Source organism: Shewanella chilikensis (genome assembly GCF_037953065.1).
Taxonomy (GTDB): domain Bacteria; phylum Pseudomonadota; class Gammaproteobacteria; order Enterobacterales; family Shewanellaceae; genus Shewanella; species Shewanella chilikensis.
Window position 1 is genome coordinate 1,088,210 of record NZ_CP149966.1, and the last position, 12,204, is coordinate 1,100,413.

General features: G+C 51.5%; 8 protein-coding genes and 1 pseudogene. 8 read left to right on the forward strand and 1 reads right to left on the reverse strand.

Annotated features, from left to right (window positions below):
• The first annotated feature begins 58 nt into the window (after positions 1-58).
• The 6 genes from rimP to rpsO all read left to right on the forward strand — a co-directional run bounded on the left by rimP (position 59) and on the right by rpsO (position 6,511).
• The gene (rimP, locus tag WKR14_RS05100) at positions 59-514 is read left to right on the forward strand and encodes a ribosome maturation factor RimP (protein ID WP_025887922.1); all 456 of its coding nucleotides are present in this window, start codon (positions 59-61) and stop codon (positions 512-514) included.
• A gap of 27 nt (positions 515-541) precedes the next feature.
• Positions 542-2,041: a transcription termination factor NusA gene (nusA, locus tag WKR14_RS05105; RefSeq protein WP_039033638.1), complete on the forward strand. Its 1,500-nt coding sequence runs from the start codon at positions 542-544 to the stop codon at positions 2,039-2,041.
• A 24-nt stretch (positions 2,042-2,065) separates the two neighbouring features.
• Positions 2,066-4,723, forward strand: a complete 2,658-nt coding sequence (infB, locus tag WKR14_RS05110; protein ID WP_101053953.1) for a translation initiation factor IF-2 — start codon at positions 2,066-2,068, stop codon at positions 4,721-4,723.
• Between the two features lie 57 nt (positions 4,724-4,780).
• Entirely contained in the window at positions 4,781-5,194 is a 414-nt protein-coding gene (gene rbfA / locus WKR14_RS05115) for a 30S ribosome-binding factor RbfA (protein WP_101053956.1), read from the forward strand.
• Positions 5,194-6,147: a tRNA pseudouridine(55) synthase TruB gene (gene truB, locus WKR14_RS05120; protein WP_165564592.1), complete on the forward strand. Its 954-nt coding sequence runs from the start codon at positions 5,194-5,196 to the stop codon at positions 6,145-6,147. The genes rbfA and truB overlap by 1 nt, the downstream gene beginning before the upstream one ends.
• 94 nt (positions 6,148-6,241) lie before the next feature.
• Positions 6,242-6,511, forward strand: a complete 270-nt coding sequence (rpsO, locus tag WKR14_RS05125; RefSeq protein WP_039033642.1) for a 30S ribosomal protein S15 — start codon at positions 6,242-6,244, stop codon at positions 6,509-6,511.
• Positions 6,512-6,638: 127 nt separating this feature from the next.
• On the opposite strand, the pseudogene WKR14_RS05130 reads toward rpsO, so the two are convergent.
• Positions 6,639-8,548, reverse strand: a pseudogene (locus WKR14_RS05130) (putative bifunctional diguanylate cyclase/phosphodiesterase).
• Positions 8,549-8,751: 203 nt separating this feature from the next.
• Here WKR14_RS05130 and pnp point away from each other — a divergent pair.
• Both pnp and nlpI read left to right on the forward strand, forming a co-directional pair.
• On the forward strand, positions 8,752-10,854 hold the full coding sequence (pnp, locus tag WKR14_RS05135) for a polyribonucleotide nucleotidyltransferase (RefSeq protein WP_165564593.1): 2,103 nt from the start codon (positions 8,752-8,754) through the stop codon (positions 10,852-10,854).
• 153 nt (positions 10,855-11,007) lie between these two features.
• Positions 11,008-11,907: a lipoprotein NlpI gene (gene nlpI / locus WKR14_RS05140; protein WP_165564594.1), complete on the forward strand. Its 900-nt coding sequence runs from the start codon at positions 11,008-11,010 to the stop codon at positions 11,905-11,907.
• Positions 11,908-12,204: the final 297 nt, after the last annotated feature.

A 12,204-nucleotide genomic window follows, 5' to 3' on the forward strand; every position in this document is an offset into this window, starting at 1 on the left:
TTACGGCAGCTCAATACTGGGGCTATTAATAGCCCTTTTTTGTTTTTCGGGGGTTACCTTGGCAACATTAGAATCCAGACTCACAGAAATGCTTACTCCAGCAGTGGAAGGCCTCGGCTACCAGCTCTGGGGTATTGAATTTGTTAAGGCCGGCAAGCATTCAACCTTGCGGCTCTTTATTGACAGTGAGAACGGCATTAATATTGAAGATTGTGCCAATGCCAGTCGTCAGGCGAGCGCCATTCTGGATGTCGAGGACCCAATCACTTCCGAATATACGCTGGAAGTCTCCTCTCCCGGTCTCGATAGGCCGCTGTTCACCTCTGAGCAATATGGTATGTACCTTGGAGAGGAAGCAAAGATTCAACTGACTATGCCGGTAGCGGGTAGTCGTAACTTAAAAGGTACCATCACTAAGGTGGAAGGGCAGATGCTCACTCTGACAGTGGATGGAAAAGACTTGATTATTGCCTTGGATAACATCCGTAAAGGCAACCTGATCGCTAAGTTTTGATGGTTTCAAGGTGAACGAGGCAAGACGATGAATAAAGATATTTTGCTGGTCGCTGAAGCGGTTTCCAACGAAAAGGCTGTACCGCGCGAAAAGATTTTCGAGGCGCTCGAAATTGCGCTGGCTACCGCAACCAAGAAAAAGTATGAAGGCGATATCGATGTTCGTGTTGCCATAGATCGCAAAACTGGCGATTACGAGACTTTCCGTCGCTGGTTGGTGGTTGATGATAACGGTGAAGCGTTGGAAAACCCTTACCGTGAAATCACTCTGGAAGCGGCTCGTTATGAGAACCCTGAGATCCAGCCTGGCGAGTTCATTGAAGATGAAATCGATTCGGTACAATTTGACCGTATTACTACTCAAACCGCCAAGCAGGTAATAGTACAGAAAGTCCGTGAAGCCGAGCGCGCCCAAATCGTCGAGCAGTTTATCGACAAAGAAGGTGAGTTGGTTACCGGTGTGGTCAAAAAGAGCAACCGCGACAGCGTAGTGGTTGATCTCGGCAACAACGCCGATGGCGTGCTGTTCAAAGAAGACCTGATCTCCCGTGAGACTTTCCGTCCTGGTGACCGGGTACGCTCGCTGCTGTATGCTGTGCGTCCTGAGGCTCGTGGTGCTCAGTTGTTCCTGACCCGTACCAAGCCTGAAATGTTGATCGAACTGTTCCGTGTTGAAGTACCGGAAATTGCCGATGAGATGATCGAAGTGATGGGCGCCGCCCGCGACCCAGGTTCACGTGCCAAGATCGCCGTGAAATCAAACGATCGTCGTATCGACCCTATCGGGGCTTGCGTCGGTATGCGCGGTGCCCGGGTGCAGGCTGTATCCAATGAACTTGGTGGCGAGCGTGTTGACATAGTGCTGTGGGACGATAACCCGGCACAATTTGTTATCAACGCTATGGCACCAGCCGATGTGGCCTCAATTATTGTTGACGAAGATAACCACTCAATGGATATCGCCGTCGAAGCCGATAGTCTGGCACAAGCTATCGGCCGCAATGGTCAAAACGTTCGTTTGGCGACACAGCTGACAGGCTGGGTACTGAACGTGATGACAGTGGAAGACATGAACAAGAAACATCAGGCCGAAAGCGCCAAAGTGATGGAGCTGTTCGTGGGTGCGTTGGATGTGGACGAAGATTTCGCCCAGGTGCTGGCCGACGAAGGATTCACCTCTCTGGAAGAGGTGGCTTATGTTCCTGTTTCCGAGCTGTTGGCCATCGAAGGATTTGATGAGGACATAGTTGCCGCATTGCGTGAGCGCGCCAAGGCTGCCTTGTCTACCCGTGCACTGGCATCCGAAGAAGCACTGGATGGTGCCGAACCTAGCGAAGAGTTGTTGTCCATGCCTGGAATGGAGCGCCACCTGGCGTACGTTTTGGCAAGTATGGGTGTGATAACTCTGGAAGATTTAGCCGAGCAAGGCATTGACGATTTGATCGAAATTGAAGAATTGACAGAAGAAAAAGCAGGTGAGCTCATCATGGCAGCCCGCAACATCTGTTGGTTTGGCGAAGAAGCATAGTCGATCAACAGGGGGATTTAACTGATGGCAGAGACAACAGTAGAGAAACTGTCCACTGAAGTGGGAAAAAGCGTAGAGCGATTGATCGAGCAGTTTTCCAAGGCCGGTATCAAGAAAGGCAAGGATGACAGTGTCACCGAGGCCGAGAAACAGCAACTGCTGGACTACCTGAAAAAACAACATGGTGCGGACAGTGCGCCCACCAAGATGACATTACAGCGTAAAACTGTATCGACTTTGAGTGTTGCCGGCAGCGGCGGCCAGTCCAAAGACGTCAAAGTCGAAGTACGCAAGAAACGCACCTTTGTGAAGCGTGACCCGGCCGAGTTGGCCCGTCAGGCGGAAGAACAGGCTCGCGCCGAAGCAGAAGCCAAAGCTCAGGCAGAAGCCGAAGCGAAAGCCAAGGCAGAAGCGGAAGCCAAGGCTAAGGCAGAAGCCGAAGCGAAAGCCAAGGCGGAAGCTGAAGCCAAAGCCAAGGCCAAAGTGGCTCAGGATGCCGGTAAAGCCAAAGAAGAGGTTAAGGCCGATCCCAAGACCAGCGCCGAGCAGGAAGCTGCCCGTGTTGAGGCCGAGCGTCTGAAAGCGGCTCAAGCTGAAGCTGTTAAGCGCAAGGCCGATGAAGAAGCCGCCCGTGCGGCAGCCGAAGCCCGTCGCCTGGCTGAAGAGAATGAAAAACGCTGGGCCGAAGAAGAGCGCCAGCGTCTAGAAGCCGAGAAGCGCAGCGATCATCATATCACCACCTCTAAAGTGGCCCGCGCCGCCGAAGACACCAGTGATATGGATGAGGAGAAGCGTGGTCGTCGTTCACGTCACAAGAGTGCCGGTAAGAAACGTACCAAGGATTCCCGTGACGGTCGTGAGCGCAATATCCGCAATCGTGCGCCTCAAGCCATGAGCCATGGCTTCAATAAGCCGGTAGCCGCGGTAAACCGCGATGTACGTATAGGTGAAACCATTACTGTGGCCGAGCTGGCGCAGAAGATGGCCATCAAAGCCACTGAAATCATCAAGACCATGATGAAGATGGGCTCTATGGTGACCATTAACCAAGTACTGGATCAGGAAACTGCCCAACTGGTTGCCGAGGAGATGGGCCACAAGGTTGTGCTTATCCGTGAAAACGAGCTGGAGCATCAGGTTCTGGCCGATCGTGACGGTGAAGATGTCAAACTGGAGCCTCGTGCGCCGGTTGTGACCATCATGGGTCACGTTGACCACGGTAAGACCTCGCTGCTTGATTATATCCGTCGCACTAAGGTCGCGGCCGGTGAGGCCGGTGGTATTACCCAGCATATCGGTGCCTACCATGTAGAAACCGATAACGGCATGATCACCTTCTTGGATACTCCAGGCCACGCAGCGTTTACCGCCATGCGTGCCCGTGGTGCCAAGGCCACAGATATCGTGATTCTGGTTGTGGCTGCCGATGATGGCGTAATGCCTCAGACTATTGAAGCTATCCAGCATGCCAAGGCCGGCGGTGTACCGCTGATCGTGGCAGTGAACAAGATGGATAAGCCTGAAGCCGATGTCGATCGCGTCAAGAGTGAACTGTCCCAGCACGGCGTGATGTCGGAAGATTGGGGCGGCGACAACATGTTTGTGTTTGTTTCTGCCAAGACTGGTATGGGCGTGGACGAGCTGCTGGAAGGCATCTTGCTGCAAGCCGAAATCCTCGAACTCAAGGCCGTACGTGACGGCATGGCCGCCGGTGTGGTTGTTGAGTCTCAGCTGGACAAGGGCCGCGGTCCTGTTGCTACCATCCTGGTTCAGGAAGGTACTTTGCGTCAGGGCGATATCGTTCTGTGTGGTCTGGAGTACGGTAAGATCCGTGCCATGAAGGATGAAAACGGCAAGAACATTACTGAAGCCGGTCCGTCGATTCCGGTTGAAATCCTGGGTCTGTCCGGGGTGCCTTCTGCCGGTGACGAAGCGACAGTTGTTCGTGACGAGCGTAAGGCCCGTGAAGTTGCCCTGTATCGTCAGGGTAAGTTCCGCGATATCAAGCTGGCGCGTCAGCAGAAGTCCAAGCTGGAAAACATGTTTGCCAACATGACTGAAGGTGAAGTGAAAGAGCTGAATATCGTGCTCAAGTCCGACGTACAGGGTTCTTTGGAAGCCATCGTCGACTCGCTGACCCGTCTGTCTACCGAAGAAGTGAAAGTGAACATCATCGCCAGTGGCGTGGGTGCACTGACTGAGACAGATGCGACTCTGGCCGCAGCGTCCAACGCCATCATGGTGGGCTTCAACGTCCGTGCCGATGCACAGGCCCGTAAGACCATCGAAAGTGAGAGTGTGGATCTGCGTTACTACAGCGTGATCTACGACCTCATTGACGAAGTCAAGTCGGCCATGAGCGGTATGCTTTCTCCTGAATTCAAGCAAGAGATCATTGGTCTGGCTGAAGTGCGAGATGTGTTCAAGTCGCCTAAACTGGGTGCAATCGCCGGTTGTATGGTGACCGAAGGTATCGTTAAGCGCAGCGCACCTATCCGGGTTCTGCGTGAGAACGTGGTTATCTATGAAGGTGAGCTAGAGTCTCTGCGTCGCTTTAAAGATGACGTTAGCGAAGTTCGCAATGGCATGGAATGTGGTATCGGTGTGAAGAACTACAATGATGTTCGCGTAGGCGACCAGATTGAGGTGTTCGAAACCGTCGAGGTTGCCCGTACCCTGTAACGACAACATCGAAAAGGGCGGCTGAGGCCGCCCTTGTTGATTTTGGGGAAGAATACTATGGCAAAAGAATTTAGTCGTACCCGGCGTATCGCCCAGCAACTGCAACAGGAACTGGCGCAGGTACTGCAGCGTGATATGAAAGATCCTCGTGTAGGCATGGTCACGGTTAATGACGTGGAAGTCTCACGGGATCTAAGTTATGCAAAAGTGTATGTCACATTCTTTGAAGAAGACCCGGTTAAGGTTGATGAAAAGCTGGCTGCACTTAACAAGGCAGCGCCTTATGCCCGCACCTTGGTAGCCGGCAGAATGAAGCTCAGAGTGATGCCTGAACTGAAATTTGTCTATGACAAGTCTCTGGTCGAGGGGATGAGAATGTCCAACCTGGTAACTGAGGTCATCAATCAGGACAAGGCCAAGCAGCAAACTTTTGGCACTGAATCTCACGACAAGGATGAGGAAAACAACTGATGGCGCGTCGTCCCAAAGGCCGTTTGGTCGATGGTATCGTCCTGTTGGATAAAGACACTGGCATGAGTTCCAACTTTGCCCTGCAAAGGGTAAAGCGGATCTACAATGCCGCCAAGGCCGGCCATACCGGCGCGCTGGATCCTCTGGCGACCGGTATGCTACCCATCTGTCTTGGCGAAGCCACCAAGTTTTCCCAGCATCTGTTGGATGCTGATAAACGCTATCTGGTGACAGCTAAGCTTGGACAGCGAACTGATACCAGCGATTCAGACGGTGAAGTGGTGCAAACTAGGCCGGTTGAGTTTTCCATGGCTCAATTGGAACCGGCGCTGGAGCATTTTCGTGGCGATAGCATGCAGGTGCCTTCCATGTACTCGGCACTCAAGTATCAGGGCCAACCCTTGTACAAGTACGCCCGTGAAGGCAAGGAAGTGCCTCGCGAAGCCAGGCCTATTCACGTTTATGAGCTCAAGTTCATCTCTTGGGAGAATGACGAGCTGACGCTGGATATTCACTGCTCCAAGGGCACTTATATTCGCACCATAATAGATGACTTGGGGGAAATGCTTGGCTGCGGCGCCCATGTGATCATGCTGCGCCGTACTCAGGTGGCGGGTTATCCCTATGAGCGTATGGTTAGTCTGGCACAGCTCGAAGCCTTGCTGGAACAGGCCATGACCGAAGAGCGGGTGCCTTCTGAGCTATTGGACCCTTTGCTGCTTCCCATGGATACGGCGGTTGCCGATCTTCCCGAGTGCAACGTCCCCGACGCCATGGCCGGTTATTTGCTTAATGGTAACCCGGTGCGGGTTGCCAAGCTGGAAGCAGATACTCTGGTGCGGATCACCTTGGGTGACAGCAAGCGCTTCATTGGTGTCGGCATGATGAATGACGATGGTTTGTTGGCTCCTAAACGCTTGGTAGTGTTACCTGAGGCAAAAAGCCGAGCTTGACTTGCGATCTACAGCCCTTGGGGTTATTATGTCGCGCCCTTGGCTGAGTTAGTGATCGGCTGGGGAAACTATAAAGACTATTTTGGAGAGACACATGTCACTAAGTACTGAAGCGAAAGCGAAAATCCTGGCTGAATTCGGCCGTGGCGAAAACGATAGCGGTTCTACTGAAGTTCAGGTTGCACTGTTGACTGCTCAGATCAACCACCTGCAAGGCCACTTTAAAGAGCATACTCACGATCACCACTCTCGTCGTGGTCTGCTGCGTATGGTTAGTTCTCGTCGTAAGCTGCTGGCTTACCTGAAGCGTACCGATGTTGCTCGTTATACCGCTCTGATCCAGAAGCTGGGTCTGCGTCGCTAATCGCGAACTGTACCAAAAGAAGAGGAGACTTAGGTCTCCTTTTTTTGTGTCTGCAATTTTGGGGAAGCGTATTTTTACTCGCCCCTTTTCACTCAATGTCAGTCATCAAAAACTGGCTGATTACAACTCAGCTCAGTTGACCATCCAATTTGAGGATCCTGGCATTATGTGGAGCTATGTATTTAGCTTCAAATTCCTCCAGTGACAACGGCTGACTGAAATAAAAGCCTTGGCCTATGGCGCAGTGATTTTGCTTCAGCCATTCAAGTTGCTGCTCGTTCTCTATGCCTTCGGCGACAATTTTCAAATCCAATTGCCGCCCCAGCATCAGAATGGTGGAAGCTATTGCGCTCTCTTGAGGAAGATCGGTTACAAAACAGCGATCAATCTTCATGGTGGTTATTGGCAGGTGTCTTAGGTAAGAGAGGGATGAGTAACCCGTACCGAAGTCGTCGACGGCAATACCAAAGCCTGCCGACTTAAGTTGTTCAAGCTTGCTGATCGCCAGCTCAATATCATTCATCAATGAGGTTTCGGTGATCTCCACTTCCAGCAATTCGGGCCTTATTTGATAACGCAGCGCCATCTGTTTGATGTCCGGTACCAGGCTGGCGTCAGCAAACTGCTGTGAGGCAACATTGACAGCGATTGGAGGACTGAAGTTGTAACGTTGCTGCCAGCGCCGCAGTACCCGGCAGCTTTGCTCTATGACCCAGCGGCCAATAGGGATGATGATCCCGGTTTCTTCGGCAACCGGAATAAACGACATGGGGCTTATCAAACGGCCGTCTTTTTGCCAGCGGATCAGTGCCTCGCATCCCATCAATTCACCGGTTTCGATATTAACTTTTGGTTGAAAGTGCAGTAGAAATTCGTTGTTACGGATGGCATCGTGCAGCGAAGCTTCTGTGCGCAACCTTACCGCCGCCCTTTCTGTCATCTGTTGCTTGAAAAAAGCCCATTGGTTGGAGCCAGCGGCCTTGGCGCTATACATGGCGATATCGGCGTGACGAATAAGATCTTCGGCGCTCAGGCCATCTTCGGGGTAGATGGAAATACCTATGGATGCGGCCGGGTGAATGGCATGTTCATTGAGTTGTACCGGGGTATTGAGCTGGATTAATAGTTTGTCGACAAAGTCGGCCGCCTGGGTCGGTGATTGAATCTATCGAGGTCGATAAACAGCAGACTGAAGTTACGTTTGTGCACTCGGGCACGTTGAATGGCGACTGCTATGGTTTCCAATAACAAGGTACGGTTGGGCAGGCCGGTGAGAGGATCCCGGGTCGCCATTTTGCGCAGCTTGCTTTGGGTCTGGCTGAATTGTTTAAGGATCTGGTTGAACTTGGAGGTAACCAGCCCCAATTCGTCATCTTTATGGTTGGCCGATACCGGCAACATATTTTCATCCGGTGACTCAGGGTCAATCTTGTCTATTGCTTCACTGATCCGGGCGATGGGTTGGGTCAAGAAGCGGTGGAATACTATGGAGAGCACCAGTGTCAGAAACAATGCCCTGGCCAAAGTCGCAGCAAAACTGAACTGCAACTGGCTGATAAGAGTCTGGGTCAGTTCACGGGTATCATAATTGATGGTGAGCGTGCCTATCAGTTGCTCTTTTTGCGCGCCTTCAAAATAAAAAGGACGTTGCAGTGGCCTTGATATCTGCTTGAGATCGCCAAATAGTTTGAGACTCAAATTACCAAAAGTATCTGAAGGCTCAGGGCGGCTGCTGCCGAGATTGACGAATAGGGAGTTGTCATCCAGGGTGATCCTGGCTGAACCGACATGCTCCACTTTCATCACGCCTTCCATTGTCTGACGCGCCAAATTGTCATCCAATGCCCAGACCGCATTGGCGGCCGGTTGTTCAACTGAGTCGAGTAACTCTTGCTGACTACTGAGCAACGATTGCCTTTCTGTGGTCACCACAATCAAAATTTCAATGATAAAAATAGCAACGGCAAAGAAAAGAGCTGTGAAAACCACCAGATTGGTTTGCTTCCAGGTGAGCGACTTGAACCTGGCGGTATTCATCTGCCTTTTCCTGCTATTATGTGGGCGAATTCTATATTCAAGGCTAGTCCAATTTGGTAGCAATGCAGCAACATGTGATTGATATAGTCCACTTTAGAAAAAAGAAGCGTCTTTGTCATCATCTGGCACTCTTTATCTATTCTAGAGGTTTGCAGTATACTTACGCGCGAAATTCAAGGTTATTAAATTAAGGAATGGGTCAAGTGAATCCTATTGTAAAAAGTTTTGAGTATGGTCAACACACAGTCACTCTGGAAACAGGGGTTATTGCACGCCAAGCCGATGCAGCCGTTCTGGCCAGCATGGGCGATACTACAGTTCTGGTGACTGTGGTTGGCAAGAAAGAAGCAGACCCAAGCCGTGACTTCTTCCCGCTGACTGTTAACTATCAGGAAAAGACTTACGCAGCCGGTAAGATCCCTGGTGGTTTCTTCAAGCGTGAAGGTCGACCATCTGAAGATGAAACACTGATCGCCCGCCTGATTGACCGTCCTATCCGTCCACTGTTCCCTGACGGCTTCACCAACGAAGTCCAAGTGATCATCACTGTGGTTTCTGTTGATCCACAGATCGAGCCAGACATTGTGGCCATGATAGGTACCTCTGCTGCTTTGGCTATTTCCGGTATTCCATTCAATGGTCCTCTGGGTGCGGCACGTGTCGGTTACATCAATGGCGAGTACGTGCTGAATCCTGGTGCAGAGCTGCGTGAAAACAGCGAGCTGGATCTGGTTGTTGCCGGTACTCAGAGCGCCGTGCTCATGGTGGAGTCTGAAGCCAAGGCCCTGCCTGAAGAAGTGATGCTGGGCGCCGTGGTATACGGTCACGAGCAGCAGCAGGTGGTGGTTAATGCCATCAATGAACTCAAGGCCGAAGCCGGTAAGCCTGCTTGGGACTGGACGGCTCCTGTTGCCAACGAAGAGCTGGTTGCCAAGGTTAAGGCGCTGGCCGAAGAAGGTCTTACCGCCGCTTACCAGATCATCGCCAAGCATGAGCGCCGCGATGCGGTAGTTGAAGTCAAGAAAGCCGCTATCGAAAAGCTGCTCGAGGAAAACCCTGAACTGGATCAGCGTGAGCTGGACGGCCTGCTGGGTAGCCTGGAGAAGAAAGTGGTTCGTAGCCGCATCATCAAAGGTATGCCTCGTATCGACGGTCGTGAGCCGGATATGGTGCGTGCCCTGTCTGTAATGGCCGGTGTGCTGCCACGTACTCACGGTAGCGCCCTGTTTACCCGTGGTGAAACTCAGGCGCTGGTAACCTGTACTCTGGGTACCGAGCGTGATGCGCAGAAGATTGACTCCATCATGGGCGAGCGTACCAACCGCTTCATGCTGCACTATAACTTCCCTCCATACTCTGTCGGTGAAACCGGCATGGTGGGTTCACCCAAGCGTCGTGAAATCGGTCACGGTAAGCTGGCATGGCGTGGTATCAACGCAGTAATGCCTTCTGCCGAAGAATTCCCATACAGCGTGCGCGTAGTCTCTGAAATCACTGAATCCAACGGTTCCAGCTCTATGGCGTCTGTGTGTGGTACTTCTCTGGCGCTGATGGATGCCGGTGTACCTATCAAGACTTCAGTTGCCGGTATCGCCATGGGCCTGGTGAAAGAAGGTGATGATTTCGTCGTCTTGTCTGACATTCTGGGCGATGAAGATCACCTGGGTGATATGGACTTTAAAGTGGCCGGTACCCGTGACGGTGTAACCGCACTGCAGATGGATATCAAGATTGAAGGTATCACCAAGGAGATCATGGAAATTGCACTGCAGCAAGCCTATGGTGCCCGTGTGCATATCCTCAATGTAATGGATCAGGCCATTGGCTCTGCCCGTGACGATATCTCTGACCATGCTCCACGTATCACTACCATCAAGATCAACCCTGAGAAGATCCGTGAAGTGATAGGTAAGGGCGGTGCAACTATCCGTGCACTGACCGAAGAGACAGGTACTACCATCGAGCTGGAAGACGACGGCACTGTGAAGATTGCTTCAAACAATGCCGATGCCACCAAGGAAGCTATCCGCCGCATCGAAGAGATCACCTCTGAAGTGGAAGTGGGTCGCATCTACAAGGGTAAAGTTATCCGTATCGTTGACTTCGGTGCCTTCGTTAACATACTGCCCGGCAAAGATGGTCTGGTACACATCTCTCAAATTGCTGAAGAGCGTGTGGCCAACGTATCCGACTACCTGCAACTGAACCAGGAAGTTTCTGTTAAGGTAATGGAAGTGGATCGTCAGGGCCGTGTACGCTTGTCTATCAAAGAAGCACAACAAGCTGCTCCAGAAGCAGCCGAGTAAGCTTTCATCGCATGAGAAAAGGAGACCTTAGGGTCTCCTTTTTTATGGTTACAACTTAAATTATCTTGGATTTGCCATCGCAGGCGGATAGCGTAGGTACGGCTGTATTGCTATGATTGAGCCTGCATTGGGATATGACAAAGGATGGATTGGATGAGTTTTAATCTGCGCGCCGCTGTGTTTTCTGTACTGGCCGGAGCCAGCTTGCTGACTTCGGGATGCGCTTCCCTGCCGGCGTCTGAAGCCAACAGTGAACTGTTGGTTGCCCCTGTTTTGCCGGACTATAAGTTGGAAGTCACTCTGGCAAAACTCAATGAAATCCTGGCGAGGGCCGAACTGACTACTGAGCAACGGGCTCGTTTTCATTATGACCGTGGGGTTATATACGACAGCGTGGGCTTGAGGATCTTGGCTCGCATCGATTTTCATCAGGCGCTGAAATTGCAACCTAACTTAGCTGATGCCTATAACTTCCTCGGTATCTATTACACCCAGGAAGGTGAGTTTGAAAGTGCTTACGAGGCCTTTGATGCGGTTCTTGAGTTGTCCCCTGAGTATGATTATGCCTTCCTCAATCGCGGTATTGCGCTTTACTATGGCGAGCGCAAACAGCTGGCGGCTAAAGATATGGAAAGCTTTTATCTCAAGGATGAAAGTGATGGTTACCGAGCGCTGTGGTTATATCTGACCGAGTATGAGCTTTCACCCCAGGAAGCGCTGGCAAGGCTGCAGTTCAACCGTACCCGTCTGGATGACAATGCCTGGGCGACTGTGTTGGTCGACTATTATCTGGGCGCGGTTGATGAATCTCGGGTGTTTGCCATGGCCAAGAGTGGCCTGACTCACCCCAAAGAGTATGCAGAGCGTTTGTGCGAATCCTACTTTTATCTGGCTAAGGTGGCGTCCGAGCAAGGTGACAAAGATAAGGCTGCCGATTATCTGCGCTTGGCGCTGGCCACCAATATCTATGATTTTGTCGAGCACAGATATGCCAGAATGGAACTGGCATTGCTGGAGCAAACGCCGGAACCTGTACAACAGACGGCTAACTGATCTACCTTTATCTGACAATCAAAGGCCTTGCCTAGCCAAGGCCTGAGTGAGGCGCTATAATTTGCGCCTTTTTCAAGCGTCATAAGTGTACGGAAGAACATGTCAGGTATTAAAGTCGAAGTGGACAAGCGCCGCACCTTCGCCATCATTTCTCACCCTGATGCCGCCCAGCCTTTCAACGCTTAAAACCACCTTTCATTGCACACCACAATCACATCTCTACGTACTGAATTTAAAGGCTTTTTGTCTTTTTCTCGTTTCTTTGCTTTTCAATGATGTTCAAGCGTAACCTCGGAA